General features: G+C 41.3%; 19 protein-coding genes and 1 riboswitch. Of the genes, 1 reads left to right on the top strand and 18 read right to left on the bottom strand.

Annotated features, from left to right (window positions below):
* Positions 1-101: 101 nt before the first annotated feature.
* The 11 genes from D4T97_RS18880 to miaA form a co-directional block, all read right to left on the bottom strand.
* Positions 102-353, bottom strand: coding sequence for a TyrR/PhhR family helix-turn-helix DNA-binding protein (locus D4T97_RS18880; RefSeq protein ID WP_164525646.1), 252 nt, complete (start codon positions 351-353; stop codon positions 102-104).
* Positions 319-1,881: a sigma-54 interaction domain-containing protein gene (locus tag D4T97_RS18875; protein ID WP_164525645.1), complete on the bottom strand. Its 1,563-nt coding sequence runs from the start codon at positions 1,879-1,881 to the stop codon at positions 319-321. The genes D4T97_RS18880 and D4T97_RS18875 overlap by 35 nt, the downstream gene beginning before the upstream one ends.
* Before the next feature lie 13 nt (positions 1,882-1,894).
* Positions 1,895-3,844, bottom strand: coding sequence for an oxidoreductase (locus D4T97_RS18870; RefSeq protein ID WP_126052325.1), 1,950 nt, complete (start codon positions 3,842-3,844; stop codon positions 1,895-1,897).
* A 6-nt stretch (positions 3,845-3,850) separates the two neighbouring features.
* Complete coding sequence (locus D4T97_RS18865; protein ID WP_126052324.1) at positions 3,851-4,588, bottom strand: (Fe-S)-binding protein; 738 nt, start codon at positions 4,586-4,588, stop codon at positions 3,851-3,853.
* Positions 4,589-4,592: 4 nt separating this feature from the next.
* Positions 4,593-5,837, bottom strand: coding sequence for a 4Fe-4S dicluster domain-containing protein (locus D4T97_RS18860; RefSeq protein ID WP_126052323.1), 1,245 nt, complete (start codon positions 5,835-5,837; stop codon positions 4,593-4,595).
* 6 nt (positions 5,838-5,843) lie between these two features.
* Complete coding sequence (locus D4T97_RS18855; RefSeq protein ID WP_164525644.1) at positions 5,844-6,653, bottom strand: adenine nucleotide alpha hydrolase family protein; 810 nt, start codon at positions 6,651-6,653, stop codon at positions 5,844-5,846.
* Complete coding sequence (locus D4T97_RS18850; RefSeq protein ID WP_126052321.1) at positions 6,619-7,623, bottom strand: electron transfer flavoprotein subunit alpha/FixB family protein; 1,005 nt, start codon at positions 7,621-7,623, stop codon at positions 6,619-6,621. The genes D4T97_RS18855 and D4T97_RS18850 overlap by 35 nt, the downstream gene beginning before the upstream one ends.
* A gap of 13 nt (positions 7,624-7,636) precedes the next feature.
* Complete coding sequence (locus tag D4T97_RS18845) at positions 7,637-9,244, bottom strand: sodium:solute symporter family protein (protein WP_126052320.1); 1,608 nt, start codon at positions 9,242-9,244, stop codon at positions 7,637-7,639.
* A gap of 1 nt (position 9,245) precedes the next feature.
* On the bottom strand, positions 9,246-9,392 hold the full coding sequence (locus D4T97_RS20615; protein WP_164525643.1) for a hypothetical protein: 147 nt from the start codon (positions 9,390-9,392) through the stop codon (positions 9,246-9,248).
* A 568-nt stretch (positions 9,393-9,960) separates the two neighbouring features.
* A complete protein-coding gene (gene hfq, locus D4T97_RS18840) occupies positions 9,961-10,191 on the bottom strand; it encodes an RNA chaperone Hfq (protein ID WP_126052319.1) in 231 nt (76 codons plus the stop codon).
* 29 nt (positions 10,192-10,220) lie between these two features.
* The gene (gene miaA, locus D4T97_RS18835; protein ID WP_126052384.1) at positions 10,221-11,192 is read right to left on the bottom strand and encodes a tRNA (adenosine(37)-N6)-dimethylallyltransferase MiaA; all 972 of its coding nucleotides are present in this window, start codon (positions 11,190-11,192) and stop codon (positions 10,221-10,223) included.
* A 203-nt stretch (positions 11,193-11,395) separates the two neighbouring features.
* On the opposite strand from miaA, the gene D4T97_RS18830 reads away from it, so the two are divergent.
* Positions 11,396-12,214, top strand: coding sequence for an SDR family NAD(P)-dependent oxidoreductase (locus D4T97_RS18830; protein WP_126052318.1), 819 nt, complete (start codon positions 11,396-11,398; stop codon positions 12,212-12,214).
* 191 nt (positions 12,215-12,405) lie between these two features.
* Here D4T97_RS18830 and D4T97_RS18825 read toward each other — a convergent pair whose 3' ends face one another.
* The 7 genes from D4T97_RS18825 to D4T97_RS18795 all read right to left on the bottom strand — a co-directional run bounded on the left by D4T97_RS18825 (position 12,406) and on the right by D4T97_RS18795 (position 21,521).
* A complete protein-coding gene (locus D4T97_RS18825) occupies positions 12,406-14,058 on the bottom strand; it encodes a glycerol-3-phosphate dehydrogenase/oxidase (protein ID WP_126052383.1) in 1,653 nt (550 codons plus the stop codon).
* A 28-nt stretch (positions 14,059-14,086) separates the two neighbouring features.
* Positions 14,087-15,583 (bottom strand): glycerol kinase GlpK, encoded by a 1,497-nt coding sequence (gene glpK / locus D4T97_RS18820; protein WP_126052317.1) that lies wholly within the window; start codon positions 15,581-15,583, stop codon positions 14,087-14,089.
* Between the two features lie 593 nt (positions 15,584-16,176).
* A complete protein-coding gene (locus D4T97_RS18815) occupies positions 16,177-17,391 on the bottom strand; it encodes a NupC/NupG family nucleoside CNT transporter (protein ID WP_126052316.1) in 1,215 nt (404 codons plus the stop codon).
* A gap of 669 nt (positions 17,392-18,060) precedes the next feature.
* Entirely contained in the window at positions 18,061-19,017 is a 957-nt protein-coding gene (locus D4T97_RS18810) for a nucleoside hydrolase (RefSeq protein WP_126052315.1), read from the bottom strand.
* A gap of 322 nt (positions 19,018-19,339) precedes the next feature.
* Positions 19,340-19,439: riboswitch (purine riboswitch) on the bottom strand.
* A 252-nt stretch (positions 19,440-19,691) separates the two neighbouring features.
* Positions 19,692-19,952, bottom strand: a complete 261-nt coding sequence (locus tag D4T97_RS18805; protein WP_126052314.1) for a hypothetical protein — start codon at positions 19,950-19,952, stop codon at positions 19,692-19,694.
* 493 nt (positions 19,953-20,445) lie between these two features.
* Positions 20,446-20,631 (bottom strand): hypothetical protein, encoded by a 186-nt coding sequence (locus tag D4T97_RS20675; RefSeq protein ID WP_126052313.1) that lies wholly within the window; start codon positions 20,629-20,631, stop codon positions 20,446-20,448.
* A 131-nt stretch (positions 20,632-20,762) separates the two neighbouring features.
* The gene (locus tag D4T97_RS18795; protein ID WP_126052312.1) at positions 20,763-21,521 is read right to left on the bottom strand and encodes a class I SAM-dependent methyltransferase; all 759 of its coding nucleotides are present in this window, start codon (positions 21,519-21,521) and stop codon (positions 20,763-20,765) included.
* Between the last annotated feature and the right edge of the window lie 898 nt (positions 21,522-22,419).

Below are 22,419 nucleotides of genomic sequence, written 5' to 3'. Positions count from 1 at the left end.
AATATGTATTTGTGTTCCTTGAACCCGCGAAGGCTCAATTAAATATATTCGGCAGATCACTGGTTGATTACTTGGGAAAATGAAAGCCAAAGCATAGAGAATTATTCGGCAAACAGAGATTTTCCTTTAGTACTCAACCCATATTTTTTCAGTTTTCTGATCACGGTTGTTTGATTCACTTTAAGTGCTGCTGCTATTTTCCTGGAAGTTTTATATCTGGCGATAGCAGTTTCTAATAATTGTTTTTCTACGCTTTCCACTGCATCGTTTAATGGGACGATTCCTTTCATGACTACAAGCGGCTTTCCGTTTCCGCTTTTAACCTGAGCAGGCAGACAATCCAAAAAAAACAATATCGGTACTTGCAGTCACAACCAACTGCTCAATCATGTTCTCAAGCTCCCTGACATTTCCCGGCCAGCTATATGACCGGAGTGCGGCAAGTGACTCATCGGATATGATCACATTGCGGTCATATTTTTCATTGAACCTTTCCAAGAATAATTGGATCAGAAAAGGTACGTCTTCAACGCGCTTTCTAAGCGGCAATATATTTAATGGAACTACATGCAGACGATAATATAGATCCTCTCTGAACAAGCCTTTTTCCATCATTAACTTCAAGTCTTTATTAGTCGCGGAAATAATGCGGATATTCACTTTCCTTAATTGATTGCTGCCTACTCTTCTGAATGTTTTCTCTTGTACAAGGTGCAGTAATTTCACTTGTATTTCAAGTGGAAGTTCACCAACTTCATCGAGAAAAAGAGTACCCCCATCGGCCATCTCTACAAGCCCTGCCTTTCCCTTTGTTTGGGCTCCTGTGAAAGCTCCCGATTCATATCCAAATAGTTCCGACTCGATCAGCGAAAAGGGGATCGCCCCACAATTCACTGATATAAAGCTTTTATCCTTTCTTAAGCTTTCATCATGAATAATTTTGGCAAGTATGCCTTTGCCGACGCCAGATTCACCTTGAATAAGGACCGTTGACTCTGTCACGGCAACTTTCTTAGCTAATTCGATCAGATTCAGCATGTCATCATTATGGGTAAATAGTGGGCCTTTCCCTCTATCGGTATCCTCTCCTGCTGTCCTTTCGTTTAAAATGGACTTTGCCTCTGCCAATTCATTTTTAAGCTGCACCAACTCTGTAATATCCCTGGAGTTTGTGATTATCCGATAAATCTTCCCTTCATGGTCAAAGATGGGGATTCCTGTCGCAACGACTTGAACACCATTCGGATAGCTTTGATTAGCAGATACCATTTTCTTTTCCTTTAAAACATCAATCGTGACGCTATTATTTATTAGACCTTTTTTTACAAGTTCATAAACACTTTCTCCTAAAAACCTTTCCTTCGGAACACCTGTCATCCTCTGACAGGCATCAGAAACCAAAAGGACCTTACCCTCACCATCTGTCACAAATATCTCATCGTACGATGTATTGATAACCTGTTCAAGCTCTATCACTTTTTTCTGCAAAATATTTATTTCTTCTTTTAATAGATCGTTCATTCTTTCCGTACTATGCAGCTGCTTTTTCACCAAGACCTTTTTTAACTGATCCTTATCATAAACAAAAAATTCTCCAGGAGAGCCCGGGAGGATAAAAAACTCGGCAGAAAAAAAAGCCGAACTTTGAATTTCAGCTATTTCATTTACCAATTTGAAGTTTGTATTTATGCAAAGTTCCACCGGTGCTTCATCTCCGTATATTGCAAGAGTCCGCCAATAAGCAATCTCGGAAATGACACCCTCTATCGTCTCTTTGTCACTGCCAATTAATAAAGCCGGAAAACCGGCTGAATCAGCCAGTTTTCTCAGCTCTCCAAGCTGCATTTCTTTATAGATGAATGATGCGGAATGATCTGTCATAAATTTCCCTCCCCTAAAGGCTTGCCGCATATTCAAATCCTTCCAGGATCGCTTCTTCCACTGTTCGGGGAACCATGCAGTCGCCAATTCTTTTCACATTAGAAAATTTCTGTTTTAAGTCGTTATATAAGGCCACTTCCTGAATAAGTCCATATGCCAGGACAAGCGTATCAGCTTCCCTCTCGAGTTTCTGAGCCGTATATATATTTTCGAATACTGCCTTGCCCGGTTCGGCATTCAATAGTTTGTACTGAGGAGTTACTGTTACCCCTTTCATTGCCAGGCGTCCAAGAAGCATATCCCTGACGTACTGCTGCAGTGAAAAACCAGCATGGACCGAGTTTGTGATCAACTCTACTTCGTGACCTTTTTCAGCAAGATAAAGGGCAACACCTATACCAGGCATATCACCTTTCCAGTCCGCGATCACAACTTTGTGTCCGACTTGACCTGTCCCTTCAAGAACCTCCCAAGCATTTAACACATGTGGAGACTCCAGCCCCCCTGCATTCGGATAGAACGGCTTTCCACCAACTGCCAAGATAATTTCATCCGGCTTTTCCTTTTCTAGGAGATCGCTTGTCACTTCTTTATTCAATACCACATTCACCCGATAATAGTCAAGCTCCCGCTTCAGATTAGGAACCAGTTCTCCGAATTCCTCTCGAGTTGGAATTTTTCGTGCAAGTTTCACTTGTCCTCCCAATTCACCACTCTTTTCATATAAAGTTACATGGTGCCCCCGTTCAGCAGCAATGACTGCCGCCTTCATTCCTGCAGGGCCTCCACCTACGACAACTATTTTTTTCCGCTGTTCTGCTTTAGGCATGGCGGAATACTGAATTTCACGGCCCGTAACAGGATTCTGCAGACAGCTGATCGGGATGTTGTCATGCATATGGCCAATACATGCCTGATTACAGCCGATACAAACGCGGATCCGATCAAATTCTTCGCGCAGGGCTTTATTAGGCATGTGAGGATCGCAAATCATGGCTCTTGTCATCGCCACCATATCCGCCTGCCCATTTGCCAGTATTTTTTCACCGATTACCGGATCATTGATTCTTGAGCCAACCATGACTGGTATGGACACAGCCTCACGTATTATTGCAGCGTGAGGTGCAAAGTGGGCAGGTGGAATCGTTGCAGGAGGAACGATAAATACAGAGCTGGCAAGTGTTGCTGAACTTCCGCCGATTAAATTAAAATAGTCCAATCCCCCGATATCTTTGTCAATATATCTAAGAATATCAACGACTTCGTCAAAAGTAGATCCCTCTTTTTCGAAATCATCAACACTCAGCCGAAGACCGACGGTAAAATCAGGGCCTGTTTTCTTCCGGATCGCCTCAATTACTTCAGCCAGGAATCGAAGGCGGTTTTCGAACGATCCACCGTATTCATCATCACGCAGATTTAATCGTGGAGACCAGAATTGACTTGCCAGGTAGCCGTGGGAAGCAACAATCTCAGCACCATCAAGCCCGCCTTGTTTTACACGAAGGGCAGTTTCAGCATAGCCGTTTACAATGTCCTTAATTTCATCCTTTTCCAAGGCTTTCGGCATTACCCCGAATCGGTCGGTCGGTACCATGGAGGGCGCCACCGCTACAGAGGTGCCGGACGGGAATACTTCTCTGCCGGGATGAAACAGCTGTACGAACATCTTACATCCAAATTCGTGCACTGCTTCACCCATTTTTCTGTAATGAGGGATGATTTCGTCCGTAAAGGCACTCAGCGTATTTGACGTGAAGGCAGCGGACGGATGGACCGCATTCGCTTCAACGATTACCAACCCTGCACCGCCCTTTGCCCGTTCCCGGTGATAGGCGATCAATTGATCTGTCGGCAGTCCGTTTTCTACATATGTTGTCATATGACCCGTACTGAAAATTCGATTTTTTACTGTTATGGCACCTATTTTCTGGGGGGTGAACAAATATTTGAACGATGACATTCCACGTTATCTCCCTTCTGTCAGCTCATTGACGATTTCTGCAATATCACGTGTGAAATAATTGGTCCCATCCTTTTGGTTGATCGCCCCGATTGCCTCTTCCATCATGACTAAGCAAAACGGGCAGCCTGTTGCTGTTGTTGATGCGCCTGTCGATACAGCTTCCTTCGCTCTGACATTATTAATTTTTTCACCTTTGTCCACATCCTGGAACATCATTCCGCCGCCTGCGCCGCAGCAGAATGATTTTTCCTTCGTATGTTCCATTTCTTTTATTTCATATCCAAGGATTTCAAGAATGCTTCTCGGTTCTTCAAAAATGCCGTTTTGTCTACCGAGATAACACGGATCATGGTAAGTGATGATTTCTTTCTTTTCTGTTTTAGGAACTTTTAATCTTCCAGTCTCAATCAATTTATAAATAAATGTTGTATAATGCTCGACTTCAAAACTTCCGCCCAGTTTTGGATACTCGTTTTTGAACATGTTGAAACAGTGCGGGCAGGTAGTGACGATCGAAGTCACTCCATGTCTGTTCAATGTTTCTATGTTCGTTTTCGCCAGATTTTCATATAGATCTTCATCACCCATCCTTCTGGCAATATCTCCGGTACACCGTTCTTCATTTCCCAATATTGCAAAGCTGACCTCCGCTTTGTTCATGATATCTGCAAATGCAGCGGCAATCCGTTTTAACCGCGGGTCATAAGCTGCCGCGCATCCTACCCAAAATAATACTTCCATGATGTTATGCCTCCTTCGATGTATTTTTTGAATCTCTTAATACCGGTACATTCAAACCCCTTGTCCAATCTTCCCGTTCGGACCAAGGCGAACCCCAAATGTTCTGATCGTGGCCCAAATGCACAAGGGCCTCTTCCGCATGTGGATTCAACAATTCTTCAGGCAACGCTCCTCTGCGCATGGCAAGTATCAAATCAACGTGATTAATAGATACCGGACAGGCTTCCACGCAAGCGCTGCAGTTGGTGCACTGCTTTAATTCTTCTGCAGAAATAAATGAGGAGATGAGCTTATTTTCATGCATATTTTCACGGATTTTCATGATGATGTTCCTTGGTGCCAGATCCTTCCCGCTTAAATTAGCGGGACATACTTGATCGCATCTTCCGCACTCCGTACAGGCATCCGTGCTCAGCAGCTGCAAGTTTGTAAAATCATAAACACTTTCGACTGCAACCCGTTCTTTTTGATCGTCTTTCAAGAGCACCACCGCATCAAATTCACCTGTACGCTTGACTGGCGAAATCAAAATGTTAAGTGGCGCGGTTATCACATGCAGCAGCTTCGTAAATGGGATCATTGCAATCAACACAAATGCAAACAAGGCATGGGAAAGCCACCAGAATAAATACGTATCTCCATTGAACAGCATGCTCCCTGAAAATAAATGACTTAGTGCATACCCAACTGGAGACCAATGAGCGTAATGGATATTTGTCTCACTCAAACGGATCCCTTCTGTTATATAGCCGCCGATTCCGATCAATATGAATAATATAAGGAACAGGTAATCCATTTTACTTTGAAGCATTCGTCTTCTGAACTTTCCTCCTCTGATAAAAAGGAAAGCGATGAGTCCAATGATGAATGCCAGGCCAAAAATATCCAGTACCAGCTCATAGATCAAATAGAATTTACCTTGCAATATGGGTATTCTGAAGTCCTGGTCGATAAAAACTAGGACAGTTCCAATAAATAATGCTGTAAAGCCGTAGGCGATCATTTTATGCATTGTACCGGCTAATTTATCTTTTTTTAATTTTGTCTGTCTGACAGCAAGCCGTGAAAAATAGCTGAAATTATCTTTTAAATTTTTCCATTGAATCTTTTCTTTCCGACCTCTGTTCCAGAGTCTGTATCTGCGGTAAAATCCGTATAAGAAAATGACGCTTGCGACACCTGCAAGTACATAAAACCAAATTTGCATTTCCGGTGAAATATTCCAAAAGGTATCTCTTCTTATCTCCATTTCGTTCTACTCCTTTAACCATTTCATCAGACGCTCTGCTGTGAAATGAAGATGCTCCTCTGATAATGCATTTGTTTGCTGCGACAGACCGGTATCGCTGTTGTTAGAAAATCCCATTACATTCATCAATCGTTCCAGAGGATTCTCTTCCTCGGGCACTTTTCCAAAAATAATATTCGGTTCAGGGGAGCCGAGCCTTCTGTGAGATCTGGGAATCTGGTCAACTCGTTCTCTTTTCGTGATTTCGATTTCATATTGAAAATGTCTGCTGTATCTCAACTTACTGATTTGAGTGGTAAAGGACAGGGCAACTGGAAATTGGATATCAAATATTTGTGTTGCTCCTCTTTCCTCTTTGCGGTGTGCAAGCAGGTGCTGTGCCCCCTTAGCTTCAATTTGGTGGACAGAGGTCAGAACATCCATGCCGAGAGAATATCCCAACAGCGGGAGCAAACACGAATTGTGCTCATCTTCAGTTTCATCACCGCAGACAACTAAGTCATACATGCCTTGCTCAATAGATGATGCCAGATAGTGTGCGTCGGCCTGCTCGTTCCCGCTTTTTGGGATATGTGTGCATGTATTTAGCGGAAACCTTGCCAGTTTTTCTTTCAAAGTTTCATTGCACTCTCCATCTGCCAAAATGTAAACATCAATGGAGGCATTATGTTCCTTTGAATAATCGCTAGCCCATTGCAGAGCATTCAAGTCTGCCTGATTGATTGTGGCCTTCCTGTTCTTGAAATCATTGTTTTCGTAATCCCAGTGAATGGATTTTTGCTCATACACTTGCCTTAAGATGACTAGTATTCTCACTGTTATTCACTCCACTTTTGTTCTTTATGATGTCGATCAAGAGAGGGATCGCTTCTTTAAAATCACCGATTATACCCAAGTCGGAGCGTTTGAAAATAGGTGCTGCAGCATCGTTGTTGATAGCCAGGATATGTTTGACGTTTTTAATTCCTTCCAAATGCTGCGATGAACCCGATATTCCAATAGAAATGTAAATGTCTGCTTCTTCCAATGAGACGCCGCTTGATCCAATGCGTTTTTCTCTTGGTATGAGCTTTAGCTCATCAGCCACTTTACTACCCCCAATAGGTGCGTTTAATATTTTTGCCAGTTCTTCAATCTGCTCCAGCTGATTGCCGATGTCCGCGTTGTGTACTCCTCTTCCTACTCCAATTACGCAATTAGCTTCCGTCAAACCAATATCTTCCCAGCTCAATTTCTTACTCTCGATAAAGCGGATGCTTGTGTTTGGCTCGACATCCATAGTCGAACGGAAAACTGGTACGTCCTTGTTAGCATTGTTGTTTGCATATGGCAGAAATGCCGGATCATATGTGATGATGCTTCCTAAAGCGCTATCTTCATATAAACAGGCTTTTCCTCCATAGACTTCTTTTTTGATAGACAGGTGCTGATCATTATAAAAAGCATCCATCACTTTATTAACAATCGGCCGGTCCAGTTTGAATGCCAGTCCGGCTGCTATTTCATTGGCCAACGGGGAAGCGCTGAATAAAACGGCTTCCTCCTTACGACCATTTTGAAACTTTTCAAACGCTCTCATATGGTTAGCTGCAATTGGCCACATTTCTTCCGATAGTTCAATTAGATGTATTTCGTCGCAATCCAACGGGGGATGAATTTCATCTATCCCGCAGTGGACGATTAATGCAATCACTCTGTTATTTAGCCTTTTGGCTTGTTTCAGAAGACCGTGAGCTGATGGTTTAATCTGTTTTCCATCCAAAAGAGGCACATAACATACCGTCAACGTCAAACCCTCCTTAAAATGCAACCTTTGAAATCGGCAGATAATAAAAAATGAATGTAATAAGAATTATTAGAATTCCACTTGCCATAAGAAAATACGGGTATCTAGCCGTCAACTTTTGTTCTTTGCTGTCCAGTTCTTCAGCAGGTAACTGTCTTAACTGAGCCTGGAACGTGCGCTCCGCTTCGGTAACTGTCGTAAATTGAGAGACAACAATGATTGTGATTGTACTCAACGCAAATCCGATAATGGCCGGATGCAGATAAATCGGAAGAGAGACTCCCAACAGTTTGAGTACTTCACCGCCGACAACCCCGAGGAATCCAAAAATAATGCTCCAAAAAGCCGCTGTTTTTGTAACCTTTTTTGAATATATACTGAAAAACGCTGCCGGTCCCCATGATGCAGCAAATAATGTGGCCGCAAAATAGCCGATCCACATGACAGATGGCGGCTGCCAAAATGTAATCAATAAAATGATGACACTAACACCAAGCATGGATATCCGGCTGAGCTTCAATGCCTGCTTATCAGGCAGTTGTCCTTGCTGCGCCTTTGGAAGAAGGTCACGAGTCACACTGTTACCGATCAACTGAAGGAACGTGGAGCAGGACGAGATGGCGGCAGCCAATATTCCGCTTACAGCTATAACCCCGACACCTGTCGGAAGCAGGTTTTGCGCAGCCCAGATGAACACTTTTTCCGATGGGACAATATCAGGATTGACCACAGAAACCAGTGACGTACCAATTTGCAAGAATAAATAAAGCGTGATTAATGAAATCATCGCAATTACACCTGAACGGATAGCAACGTGCTCATTTTTAGCCATCAGGTAACGACTTGTCTGCCAAGGAGAAACCGCGATGACGAATCCCCAAACGAGCCCCATAATGATTGCCCAGGCAAGTGCTTCTCCCGGCGTCCCCATATAGGCCCCTTCACCGGTAATTCCATGCCAGCTTAATAAGTCTGGCCTTGCAGCCAATGTTGCGCCTTCCGTAACCGCCCCAGGCCAGCCGCCAACTGCTTTTATAATGAGCGGAATCGAAATGAATGTCGCTATTGAAAAGAGCAGGAACATGAACGTGTCTGTCACTAAGACTCCTTTCGCTCCCGATAAAGTGGTGAAAGAAGTATATACAACCCACATTAAAATAAGTGCAAAAGCATATTTCACTTCGAGAATTTCCGATAATAAAACAGCACCGCCTTGTGTAACGGCAATCAAATAGGCTGAAACGCCGAAAATGGTAGTAGCAGCTGTCAATGTTCTTACCTTCGATGAATCATATCTTTTTCCAAAATACTCTGGCAGCGTAAGCGCCTTGCTTCGGCGAAGGTACTTACCGAAAAACAATACCCCGAAAACGTAGCCGCTTGCGTTAAATATCGTTAATATCAATAATAGAATTGGATAGCCGTCATAAGAAAATCCAACCTCTCCCATGAAAGCGACTGTACTTAAAAAGGAAGCCACCAGGGATCCTGTAATTAACAAAGTGCCGGCATTACGGCCACTTACATAATATTCCTCAACGCTTGACACTTTTCTTGATAAGCCGATTCCTATGACCATGAAAATAACAAAAGATACTAAAATGCCGATTGAAAAAGCCATGTCAAATCACACTCCCCTGCCTGTTTTTGCTAAACTCTTCTTCCCTTTCTACTTTTTCTGATACTTGCTTGGACGTCATTACTTTTACGAGAATACCTGCAACAATCAATGCACCGCCGTAACAAAAGGTAAAAATCAGTTCTCCCATTCGTACCCCTCCTGATTTGTCATTCGATTATTTACAATTGCAAAAACTGTGCCAAACTGAATTGTTACCGTTTACAATGCTTGCGTACACTTTAAACTCCCATTTGAACACATTTTGCATCAATCAAACAAAAAGACCGAACACAAATTGCATCATTAGATGCGATTTGTGTTCGGTTGTGTCAGTCTTTTGAATAAATAAAAAGCGCATCGAAATTTCGATGCGTTTTTACTTATTGTCTAGCGTAATTAATACCGCTTAAGTTTATAGATAACTTATTATCTATTTGTAGTACGTCCAGCTCCGACGGACAGGATGTCCTAGTGGCGCTTTAAGACGGCCAGCGCCTAGCCCCTCGCGGTCACAAGCATGCATGGAAAAGTGTGCTCCTGCGCCAAAGCATATTCTAAGAAGTCTTGGTTCAACTCGTCGCAAAGCCGCTTGAAGCATTTTCAGAAAAGTTTTCACATGATGCGGTGGAAATCAGCAGCTTGGCTGAAGAACTTCCTCCTCTGGAATCGTCTTGTGCTTGTCGGGGCTGATCAAAGGCGCCTGCGCTTTTGTTATTCTACTGCTCCTCGTAGCTTATCTGAACGTTCCTCTGCGGCGAGAATGTTGATATCGCATGTTTGAATACTAGCTGCTGCTTACCTTCTGTTTCAAATAAAACGGTAAAGTTATCGAATCCTTTCACCTGCCCACGGAGTTGAAAACCGTTCAAGAGGAAAACGGTGACAGGAATTCCTTCTTTGCGTAACTGATTTAAAAATTGATCTTGAATATTGACGGGTTGTTTCAATCTGATGGCCTCCTCTTTTTCTCTATTAGTTATGTATTCGCCTTTATTTGTAGCTTTCCTGCAATAAAATCAATAATTTCCTCTATTTTGTTCAAGTGTTCCCCTTCATTAGTCATATCAAACCAGGTAACATCCATTTTGTTCCGGAACCATGTGAATTGCCGTTTAGCGTAGCGACGTGTGTTTTTTTTCAGTAAGTCCACTGCAGCATCAAGGGAAAGATTGCCGGAAAAATATTCATATAGCTCTTTATATCCGATTGCCTGGACGGACTGGACATCACGGATGCCTTTTTCGTAAAAGTGCCTGGCTTCTTCCACAAGTCCTTCTTCCACCATCAAATCTACCCGTTTATTGATCCGTTTATACAGTTTATCCCGATCCATGCTCAATCCGATAAGTGCGGTATCATATAATAATTCGTTATTGTGTGCTTTAGGCTTGTCACTCATCTTTTTTCCTGTCAAATGATGAATTTCCAAGGCGCGAATAACTCGCTTTACATTATTCGGATGAATCCCAGCAGCGCTTTCCGCGTCGACTTTCTGCAACTCTTTGTACAACTCAGTGCTTTCTCCTGCAACTGCCCTTTTCTCCAATTCGGATCTGAATGCAGGATCCCCTTCCATTTCTAAAAACCTGTAATCATAGATGACTGATTGAACATAAAGCCCTGTCCCTCCAACTATGAGCGGAATGGAGCCACGTTCGGTGATTTCATCAATTTTCTGCCTGACAGCGGTTTGGAACTCTGCAACAGAAAACGACTCGTCCGGCTGCCTGATATCCAAAAGATGATGAGGGATCCCCTCCATTTCCTTTGGCTTGATTTTAGCCGTTCCAATATCCATGCCTGTATACACCTGCATCGAGTCCCCGCTAATGATCTCGGCATTGAATGCTTTGGCTATTTCAATACTTACTTTAGTCTTCCCGACTGCCGTTGGACCGACTAGTACTAATAGTTTTTGATTACTATTCAATTGTTTCACTGCTTTCATCTGCATGCTTATTCCCATATTAACAGAAGTGATGTTTTTATCAAAATATCTTTTCATCGGCTATGAACAAGTTTTTGTCTTTAGGCATTTATCGGTTCGCGTTATTTAACCAACTTCAAATGATAGTTAATTTTAGATCTGGCAGGTATTTTGGCGTAAGCCCAGAATAATAGCTTTAACTATCCAAATCCGGAGGGATATTGATGAAAACGGAGAAAAAGACCGCTATTGTTACTGGAGGAGCTTCTGGAATCGGCAAGGCGCTATGCAGCGAGCTTGTTTCACAAGGAATTTTTGTCATCATTGCCGATATCAATGAAAAGGAAGGACGGGATTTAGAGTCCAATTTTAACGAAAAAATGCTGAATTCTAGGTATGAATATTTGGACGTTACCGATTTTACACAAGTTGACCGGCTCATAAAAGACACGTATGAAGAATATGGCCGGCTTGATTACCTCTTTAATAATGCTGGAATTGCCATGTATGGCGAGCTGTTTGATATGACGATCGATGATTGGAAAGAAATGATGGACATTAATTTATGGGGTGTGATTCACGGCACCCAGGCTGGATATAGCATCATGAAAGAGCAGGGCTTCGGTCATATTGTCAACACCGCATCAGCGGCTGGGCTTGGACCTTCTCCCGTCTCATCCGTTTACTCCACGACAAAACACGCAGTAGTCGGACTGACTACGTCACTGCATTATGAAGCAGAACAATTTGGAATTAAGGTAAGCGCACTTTGCCCTGCGTTCGTAGACACACCCATCTTTGAAAAAGCTAAAGCAGTTAATATTAATAAATCACTGATAATGAATCAATTGGAGAAGCAGAAGGTGATGACACCGGAAAAGCTCGCTAAAATCACTTTGAATGGAATCCATAAAAATAAACCCGTCATCTGCCCTATGCCTTTTCGAAAAACAATGGACGCCTTCTTCGCCATATTTCCTCCTGCACATCGTGCGCTGATGAGGATGGTTTGCAAAGTAAGCAGGCAGGCCCGTATCAGCTGATCGAGACTTTGCAAAAATAGACTTCAGCCGGTATGTACTAAACTTCTATTTACATGGATAGCATGTGGACGCGCGGCCAGCGCTTCGTTGAACAACTGAAAACATCGTACAGAAAAGAAATGATTCGGTATTAGCATTTTTTAACATGCTTCCACCCAAAGGAAGAAAACATCATTAGGCTTGGTGAGGAATCAAAAATCTTCGGGAAGTATTGCCTGCTTTATATAAATATCGAGCTCGTGTTCATATGTCCTTTGTTGTTCAGTTGACCAACTCAAGGTCTCTGACATTAAATTGATCGCTTCAAACATACATCTTTTGACCCTTTGAATATTAAAATAAAGATCTCCCGTCCGCCTGATGAAAAAGTCCGAAGGTGTTACCGCCATCTCATCGTTCATAGCATACATTAACTCCGCAAACAAAAGACGGTCGGCCGACGGCTCTGCATCCAATGACCAATTAAATAACACCCCAACATTCGAGCCGTATTTTGAAGCCAGATAGCGGCCCTCCTGCTCTGTTAAACCGAAAGTGGCCGCTTTCTTTGCATGATGGTTGATAAATTGTAAGAATTGATCCGCATCTCCGACCTCACCGCCTGACAGGACGCACTCTTTAGTTGTGCACCGCGCAAACGCTCCTCTTCGCATTGTGAGCAGCCTTTTAACTACAAGTGAAACCACTTTCTCAGCCATTTTTCGGTAACCGGTCAACTTGCCGCCTGCTATCGTGATCAGGCCAGTTTGTGATTCCCAAATCTCATCTTTTCTCGAAATTTCCACTGATGCCTTTCCCTCTTCATATATGAGCGGTCTGACTCCTGCCCAACTTGATTCAATATCGTCTATTGTTAATTGTACATCTGGAAAATAATGTTTAATACATCCAAGTAAATAATCTCGGTCTTCCTTGTCCGCTTTTGGAGTGGAAGGATCACCTGTGTAAAAGGTATCTGTCGTTCCAACATATGCTTTTCCATCCCTTGGAATTGCAAAAATTAACCGACCGTCAGGTGCATCAAAATAGACGGCATGCCGGAGGGGAAATTTGGTTTGGTCAATGACAATATGGACTCCCTTGGAAAGCTTCAAATGCTTTTCTTTATTTGAGCCGGTTCTATCAGCGGCGCGAACAGCATCCACCCAAGGACCAGCGGCATTGACCACAATTCTTGCTTTCACTTTACTGATTTTCCCGCTGAGTCTATTCTTAACATGCACACCTGCGATTTTTCCATCGTGGTTATATTCAAATGACTCCGCTTGTACATAATTAATGATATCCGCACCATTTTGAGCAGCTGTTTTCAATACCTCAATTGTCAGGCGTGCATCGTCCGTGCGATATTCCACATACTTTCCTGCCCCCAGCAGCCCCTCTTTTTTTAACAACGGTTCTATTTCCAAAGTTGCTTCTGGTGATAACATTTTCTTTCTTTCCTCTTTTTTTACACGTGCAAGGGAATCATACATTGTCAGCCCCAAGGATGTAGTCCATCTCCCAAAAGTACCTCCACGATGAAAAGGCAACATCATCCAGATCGGGGTTGTAATATGTGGGCCGTTATTATATACAATGGCTCTTTCCCTCCCGAGTTCCGCCACTTCCTTTATTTCGCCCTGTTGTAAATAGCGAAGCCCGCCGTGAATTAATTTTGTTGACCGGCTGGATGTTCCTGATGAGAAATCATTCATTTCCACAAGGGCCGTATCTATTCCGCGTGCTGCCGCATCCAAAGCAATTCCTGCCCCTGTAATGCCGCCCCCGATAATCAACAAATCATATTCTCTTGATGTCATTTCATCGATAATATGTTGTCTTGCCAAAGAAGAGAAAATCATCGCTTTTTCACCCACTTTTATTGGCCCATCAGTTCAGTTTAAAAGCTGTAGCTGCTTTTACCGCTGTTTTCCAGCCTTTAAATAATTTTATCGATTGATTCTCGGGCATTCTTGGGTGGAACTCTTGATCCAGAGACCACCTTAGATCAATTTCTTCTTTATCCTTCCAATAACCGACAGCCAATCCTGCTAAGTAAGCCGCTCCCAAAGCAGTGGTTTCATTGACTTTGGGCCTTTCCACCCCTACTCTTAGCAGATCGCTTTGAAATTGCATCAAGAAATTGTTTTTTACAGCTCCACCGTCCACCCGCAGTTTTTTTAGGGAAATACCGGAATCCGCTTCCATGGCCATTAAAACATCTTTTGTCTGGTAAGCCAGCGATTCGAGAGTCGCACGAATGAAATGTTCCTTGGAAGTCCCCCTTGTCAACCCAAAAATGGCGCCGCGCACTTCACTGTCCCAATAAGGTGTCCCTAGTCCCACGAATGCAGGAACGACATACACACCATCCGAGGAATCCACCCTCATGGCGTAATTTTCGCTGGAAGGAGAATCATCAATCATTCTCAGCCCGTCTCTTAACCATTGAATGGCAGAACCGGCTACAAATATGCTCCCTTCAAGAGCATATTCGACTTTTCCTTCCAACCCCCAAGCGATGGTTGTCAGTAGTCCATGTTTTGAGGTTACAGGTTTTCCCCCCGTATTCATCAACATGAAGCAGCCCGTTCCGTATGTGTTTTTAGCCATGCCCGTTTCAAAGCATGCCTGTCCGAACAATGCAGCCTGCTGGTCTCCCGCCGCTCCCGCAATGGGCACTTCCTGCTGAAAAAAGTGCTGTGGAATTGTATTTCCGTATATTTCGGACGATGGTCTTACTTCTGGAAGCATTGAAGCTGGTATATCAAGGATGTCCAGCAATTCCTGATCCCACTTCAACGTATGAATGTTGAACAATAAAGTCCTGGATGCGTTGGAATAATCTGTCACATGAGCTTGACCGCCAGAGAGTTTCCAGATGATCCATGAGTCCATCGTACCGAACAAGAGTTGGCCGCTTTTTGCTTTTTCCTTAGCTCCATCGACATGATCTAGAATCCATTTTACTTTTGTTCCTGAAAAATATGGATCAATTAACAGTCCGGTCTTTTCCTTGAATTTGTCTTCAAGTTGCTGATCACGCAATTGGCTGCAGATTGCCTCCGTTTGTCTTGACTGCCATACGATAGCGTTGTAGATTGGCTGTCCTGTGTTTTTATCCCAAATAACAGTAGTTTCCCTTTGATTGGTGATGCCTATTCCCGCAATCTGGGAAGGTTTGACTCTTGCTTCGGTCAAGCAGGTAGCGAGTACTGCCAATACCGAACCCCAAATTTCATTTGCATCGTGTTCGACCCAGCCAGGGTGAGGAAAGTGTTGGGTGAATTCTCGCTGTGAAATATTAACAACCTCACCCTTTTTATTGAAAAGAATTGCTCTTGTACTTGTTGTCCCCTGATCGATAGCGATTATGTATTTGTCCATTGGCCACGTCCCCTTTCCAATAGTTTATTTATTATAGCAATTGAAAGCATAGAACGGTATACTATAAATTCTTATCGACTATTTTTTTCTCATTTGACACCATCATGATGATTTATAGTTTTGACTTCCATGTTTGTAAACAATAAGTTATTTCATTTTATATGGGTAGAAATTAATAATTTATACGCCCATAATCTTCGATCAAAGTTGCCCCTTCTTACTACGATGTTGCCCGTATTTCCCACTTTTCCACTCGTACGGGGGTAAAGTACCGAAACCGTCTAAGGTGATTTTTCCCATGCCGCAGGTCACCATGGTAAAAGTTTTATTCAATTTATATAATATGCTAAACACACATAACCTCGCCCTGACTTTCAGGCGAGGTCAAATTTAAGTTGTTTAATTTTTAATGAAAAACATTTCAACTGAAACTTTTATTCGAAACAGGCCTTTGGCAGCGTTGTAGCCAGGTTGGACGATTTCACAGCTTCTCATTGCTTATTTAAGAACTGCGCCCGACTGCGGAATATCCTTACAGTATTTTCATTTTCATTTTGTCACCGGGTATACAAAAAGACAGGAGAATATCCTGTCTAGATGAGCATTCCAGCAATCGCTGCACTTAATAGATTAGCTAATGTCGCCGCTACTATTGCTCGTAAACCCATCTCTGCAATATCTTGCCTTCTTGAAGGAGCAATTCCCCCCAACCCGCCAATTACCATTGCCATCGACGCTAGATTAGCAAATCCGCAAAGTGCAAAACTAATGATAACAACACTTTTTTCAGAAAGATTAGCTATTTCAGGGGCAAAAGCAGTATAAGCTACAAACTCGTTTAAAACGAACTTCTGACCGATAAAAGAGCCAGCTTTTAATGCTTCATCCCATGGAACACCGATAAGGAAGGCAATCGGTGCAAACAGATAACCTAAAATCTGTTCTAATGTTAATGTACCAAAACCAAAAATGCCACCAAGCCAGCCAATTATCGTATTAAGTAAAAATATCAAGGAAATAAATGCAAGTAAAAGTGCCCCAACACCTGCAGCGATTTTTAACCCTTCCATCGCTCCACGAGAAGCTGCATCAACGATATTTCTTGACTCAGTATCTTTTATCATCTGAACACGTTCAACAATATTTTCCCTCTTGGTTTCGGGCATGATAAGTTTGGCTAATAATAACCCTGCTGGAGCACCCATAAATGCTGCTGCGAGCAAATAATCCAGTGGAACTCCAAGCATTGCATATCCACCTAGAACTGCACCAGATACACATGCCAATCCTCCGACCATAACTGCAAATAACTCAGATCTGGTCATGTTCTCAATATATGGTTTGACGACTAGTGGAGCTTCCGTTGGACCTAGAAAAATGTTCGCAGATGCCGACATTGATTCAGTTTCACTCGTTTTTAGTACTTTTGCTAAAAATCCACCAATTATCTTAGTTGCCCACTGCATTATCCCTAAATAATAGAGAACTGAAATTAATGAAGAAAAGAATATGATAATGGGTAAAACTTGTAATGCAAAAGTAAATCCTGCATTTTCCGCGCCTAGTACCCCTCCGAACAAAAACTGAATTCCTGCATTTGAAGAATCAATTACTTTTTGAACTCCCATTGAGAAATATTCAAGAATCTGTTTTCCGAATCTCCATTTCAATACGATTAAAGCAAAAAGAAACTGAATGGCAAACGCGCCAATTACAGTTCTCAGATTAATTGCCTTACGATGTTTAGAAAAAGCTAATGCTATTAATAAAATACCTATAATTCCTATTATTCCCCATAAGTATTGCATAAACCTTTCCTTTCTTTTCATAGTCGAAAGACGTAGGATTTAAAAATGAGAAGGCTGGAAACTGCCACTCTTCATTCTCACAATCAGACTGCCTCCGTAATTGTCAATACCCCCTTCTCAAAGATTAGAAACCGGTTGCCAGTAAAGCCGCTTGGTGAAATAAGGTTTTCTTTGGGCCTCAGCCCTTAGAAAATGTATTCAGGCTCTGCGTGATTAGCAATAAGTAAGGGATGGATGAAAACGACCGCTGATTGACTTTCACTATGTCGAACACAATTCTTCAATTACATTTTTTGAATGCGTTCCGATCAAGTACCATTTAAATGTGTACATTATATTCATCTTCATGCTGCAATGTATTTGTGATCATTGTCATCCAAAATTTAAGATTTTATACACATTTCCAACCAACTATTGTGATTGGAAAACCTGAATGAAATACATTTTTGCAGCTTCGGCCTCAACCCAGAAATTATAATACAACCGGGGTTGTCCTAAGGTATTCTTCGTACCACTCATAATCTAAAGTTGAAGGGGACTGGTAACAATTGTTGGATCTTTTTTAATTGCCATTGCAATGAATGAATATCTCCTTCTGGTAAAGCTCTTAATATGACACTGTATCATCGCCGGCTGAATCCGTATCAATAATAGCCCGTTTTTTCCCTATCATTGGGAATTCTCCCCGGTTACCTGCTTAGCTAATTCCGTCATGTAATCGAAGAACGCATCACGATTCACGTCATAAACTACATTCACCGGTCGCCCATCAGGTGTTTCAACTGTACGTCCTTGACTTGGGCCATCTGTGATGACAACACTATTAACCGTTTGTACCTTAACAAGATCACTATTGCCAATAAATGCAGTTGTTAACACATCCCATAAATAGTAGGTGGAATTTGTTGAAAAATGAACAAGCGGCGGCACCATAGCATAACATTGGCCGAGGAAATCAACCCCTATATATTTACGCTCTTTTGCCCATCGTTCACGAACATCCAAGGTTAAAGGTACTTGGTTTGTGCTTTCGAGCGCAACTAAATCAATTTCTATGTCAGTTTCCCATACCCGGGCAGCGGCTTCCGGATCCCAAAAGACATTCCATTCAGCCGTTCCATCATGTTCAGGTTCGTGAACATTTCCGGCCTCTCGAAAAGTGCCGCCCATCCAAACAAGTCTTTCAATTTTCTCTTCAATATCTGGAGCTTCATCCAATGCACGAGCAAGGTCAGTAAGAGGTCCAGTGAATAATAAAGTTGTTTTTCCAGTGGTATTTCGAATAGCATCAATCATATGGAGATGTGCCGGCTTATCCGCTACTGGTGTGATGATTTTTCCAGATTCGTTTAAAATCGGTAGTGCATCTACATAAAAAGCGTGCATTCGCCAATCTTTTGGAAAAGGGTTTTTTCCGCGTGAATTTGACTCAGCTACATCAAGACCGCCGTTTCCAAAGCGATCAATAATTTTTCGGCTTGCAAATACCGCCGGCTCTAAATAGCAATCGGCAGGAATAACCGATACACCTGTCAATTTGACATTCTCCATTTTCAGTAATAAAAATAATGAAATAAGATCATCGACTCCGCCGTCATGATTAAAATAAATATTTTTTTTAGTCATTCAAAATTCGCATCCTTTTTATTAAAAATTGTTAATATTGCAATTCGCAGGGCTGCTTCACTGCCATGTTTTTGATTTAAAACTTTGTAATGCAATCAATGATCTTAATGTGTTCCCATTCCAAAACAATTCCCTAGTATAGTCTCCCGAACCCATGGATAGATATTCGTATCCATTCACTAGAGCCTGGTTGTTCCTATTTATGCTTAAATTTTTCACCTCCCTATTGCGGTTCATGTAATTCAAAAAAACCCGGGATATACTCCTACCCAGGTTACGGAATTACATTCAGAAATAGTGGAATGTATTTATTTAATATAAAACACTAATTTCCATTCATTATAGCCCGGTAGTTTACGGTTATCAGGTAGAAACGCTTATGCCATATTCCTAAACATATATTGTTTTTTCACTTTAATATTAATAGCATGAAAATCTTGGGATGGTCAACATTTAAACGATTGTTTTATTTTTTTGTCAATTAAACGTTCGGATATTACAGCAATAGCGCAAGCGCCTTGATCAGCCACGATGAGCAAACATTATGTAAATAGCACTTGCATATTCAGGAGGCTTTCTCCATTCAACATACTACCGCCGAACTTTTTCATTTTCCAAATGCCTTGAAAAAGCCTTTATGGTAAAAAAAAATCAAGCATCTAAAAGATGCTTGATTATTTTCCATAATAGGCGATACCGATAGAGACAATAAGAACGACGAACATTAGTGCTGCATACATCCATGACAGCCTTTTAATATTATACTTCAATGAAGTTTTTTCATAATCATGGGACCTGGCCAATTCGCTTGCGGCCGTGTCTCCTTCTTCTTCATATTGTTTCATTTGCCTTGATACATCTCTTCCGACAAGAAATGTTCCGACAAGAGCGGCTATACTTACAATAATCCCTGCAATGATCATATAAGCAGTCATATCTCTCTCACTCCTTGACATCCTATACTTTCATTATACTTCATTAGGAAATTTTTTCATTGTTTATGAAACATGTATGTGACAATCTAGTGGTTTTTAATCATCTTTGTCTAAAAAAAAGCACCTTTTTCATTTACATGATCCGTTTAAAAAGTGGCTTTTGCTGTATTTCGTAGACTTTCACAAACTATGAAAATACTAATTGTGTCTAGTTTTTTAAAATTGATTTTTTTATAAAATTTCATTTCCGTTTAGAAGGTTTGTGGTCATTTATGTGGTCAGATGGTTAAATGTGGTCAAAAGAATTCCCAGCAATGATGTTTCTTGTATGAGAATATTTTTCAAATTTGCTATCAAAAAAGCTCATCATAAAAAACCACCACTGAAAAAACATTCTATTCAATTAATACGCCTAATACGCCTTGTGACTGAAGATCGTTTCCCCTAGTCCTAGATTCTTCAGTACAATTCTTCCAGAAATGCGCCCGTTAGCTTAATTAAGTTTCTCTTTACTCTTCAAATATCTAGACACTACGCTTTGAAAAGCAATTACAGTTGCACCAAGAATCAGAATGAATATCGGTCTTTCACTTCGGCTAAAAAAGATAAAAATAAAGAATGCTCCAATTATCCAAGTTAAAAAAGAAATAATAGCTACAATTTTCTTTGTTCGTTTCAATAATTCCCCCTCACTTTCATCCTCCCATTTTTTTTAAAGTAGACCTTTTTTGTTTATTATTTTTCTCCACAAACTGGCCCGGTTCAAAAGAAGCGCACTCTTATTCAAAAATGCGCCCGATTGCTGCAGAGTTACTTATTAGCAACAGCTTCAAATGTTATTGTCTGGGTTGAATTTGTAGGATATTTTCCATGCTTGTAGTCCGCCGAGATAACTATTTCTTCAAAACCAATCTGTTCGAGGATTGTTTTAAACTCCTCAACCCCATACCAACGAAGTGGAAATCGTTCTAATTCGGTCTGTATTAATTCGCCGTTATTCCATTTTTCGTACCGGTTATGGGAAATTGTATATTGACTGATATAATCGACTTCGACTATCTTACTTTCCAGTGTGATCATACAACCATTCTGGGTTTCCCAAGTTCTTGTCGATACATTGCCAACCGTTAAATCAGTTTGCAAAAAGATATCTATGATGAGCCTGCCTCCGTCAGAAAGATGGTTATAGAAATTTCTTAAAGCACTAAGAGAATCCTCCCTTTTATGTAGCAGTAAAAATGTTCCAGTCGGCACAATAACCGCCTCGTACTCCGTTTCCAATGAAACTGATTCCATGTTCCCTTCAAATAGTTTTGGATTCAGTCCTCTTTTTTCACAATTATTTCGGCATATTTTTAACATTTCATTGGAAACATCGAAGCCATCAATTTTCAAGCCTTTTTCCAATAATGGAATAAGAATGCGACCCGTACCTACTCCTGGTTCAAGAATATTACCTGTACAAGAAGCCAATCTATCGCTATAAAATTCCACGTCTCCAAATGAAAGACCGACATACTTGTCTATGTCATATACCTCCGAAGAGAGCTTACTATAATAACCCAACATATACTTGTCTCCTTCTTTCGTTAAGTCCAGTTTTTCAATCTGGTTTTAGCTTACAATAAACTACCCAATGAAGAAATCCATTGTTCAACAATCTGGCCCTTTAATGGAATAACATGGTCTTAGTTTTTAAATAACTTTATTTTACGAAACAAAAACCCCTTGGATTAAACTGTCTCAACAGACCATATCCAAGGTGTTTACCAACCTATGCTAGACTTACTTATGTTTTTAAGACCTATGTTATATAAAGAGTTGAATGACTAAAAACAACCTCTTACTCGAAAGGGTGTTTTTATAACAAGCAAAACCCCGGCACTGACCGGGCTTTTGCTAATCGGAAAAAAACTCTCNTTTTAAATAACTTTATTTTACGAAACAAAAACCCCTTGGATTAAACTGTCTCAACAGACCATATCCAAGGTGTTTACCAACCTATGCTAGACTTACTTATGTTTTTAAGACCTATGTTATATAAAGAGTTGAATGACTAAAAACAACCTCTTACTCGAAAGGGTGTTTTTATAACAAGCAAAACCCCGGCACTGACCGGGCTTTTGCTAATCGGAAAAAAACTCTCAGCCAAACACGACATTAAGAATTACATCGGTGCAGCAGCTCAAAATATGCAATTGCTTAAAAAGTTGAGGGGTTAAATAGAAGTAAACAGCCAATAATGTATAATGCCCTCCATTAACATTTGCACCTCCCCTCTCTTTTGAGGGGCTTTTTTTTGAATAGAAAAAGCCTGCTGAATTGCAGGCATAGATAGGAAACCGCTGAAGATTGTAGTGCAAATAATTAAAAGGGAATTCTCATTAACAAGCTTAATTAGAGTTTACTGTGATATCAGAGATACTACAATAGGTTAACAGCCTATTTTTACTTAATTAAAATCCTC

Source organism: Siminovitchia acidinfaciens (assembly GCF_003605385.1).
In the GTDB taxonomy this organism is placed as follows: Bacteria; Bacillota; Bacilli; order Bacillales; family Bacillaceae_C; genus Siminovitchia; species Siminovitchia acidinfaciens.
The sequence above is the reverse complement of the archived record's forward strand: the minus strand, read 5'-3'. Positions and strand labels throughout refer to the sequence as shown.

Coding starts and splice junctions, on each gene's coding strand:
- D4T97_RS18875 (WP_164525645.1), bottom strand. CDS start 1,881: ATGACAGATCATTCCGCATCATTCATCTATAAAGAAATGCAGCTTGGA.
- D4T97_RS18870 (WP_126052325.1), bottom strand. CDS start 3,844: ATGTCATCGTTCAAATATTTGTTCACCCCCCAGAAAATAGGTGCCATA.
- D4T97_RS18865 (WP_126052324.1), bottom strand. CDS start 4,588: ATGGAAGTATTATTTTGGGTAGGATGCGCGGCAGCTTATGACCCGCGG.
- D4T97_RS18860 (WP_126052323.1), bottom strand. CDS start 5,837: ATGGAGATAAGAAGAGATACCTTTTGGAATATTTCACCGGAAATGCAA.
- D4T97_RS18845 (WP_126052320.1), bottom strand. CDS start 9,244: ATGGCTTTTTCAATCGGCATTTTAGTATCTTTTGTTATTTTCATGGTC.
- D4T97_RS20615 (WP_164525643.1), bottom strand. CDS start 9,392: ATGGGAGAACTGATTTTTACCTTTTGTTACGGCGGTGCATTGATTGTT.
- miaA (WP_126052384.1), bottom strand. CDS start 11,192: ATGAAAGCAGTGAAACAATTGAATAGTAATCAAAAACTATTAGTACTA.
- D4T97_RS18830 (WP_126052318.1), top strand. CDS start 11,396: ATGAAAACGGAGAAAAAGACCGCTATTGTTACTGGAGGAGCTTCTGGA.
- D4T97_RS18825 (WP_126052383.1), bottom strand. CDS start 14,058: ATGATTTTCTCTTCTTTGGCAAGACAACATATTATCGATGAAATGACA.
- glpK (WP_126052317.1), bottom strand. CDS start 15,583: ATGGACAAATACATAATCGCTATCGATCAGGGGACAACAAGTACAAGA.
- D4T97_RS18815 (WP_126052316.1), bottom strand. CDS start 17,391: ATGCAATACTTATGGGGAATAATAGGAATTATAGGTATTTTATTAATA.
- D4T97_RS18810 (WP_126052315.1), bottom strand. CDS start 19,017: ATGACTAAAAAAAATATTTATTTTAATCATGACGGCGGAGTCGATGAT.
- D4T97_RS18805 (WP_126052314.1), bottom strand. CDS start 19,952: ATGACTGCTTATATGATCATTGCAGGGATTATTGTAAGTATAGCCGCT.
- D4T97_RS18795 (WP_126052312.1), bottom strand. CDS start 21,521: ATGTTGGGTTATTATAGTAAGCTCTCTTCGGAGGTATATGACATAGAC.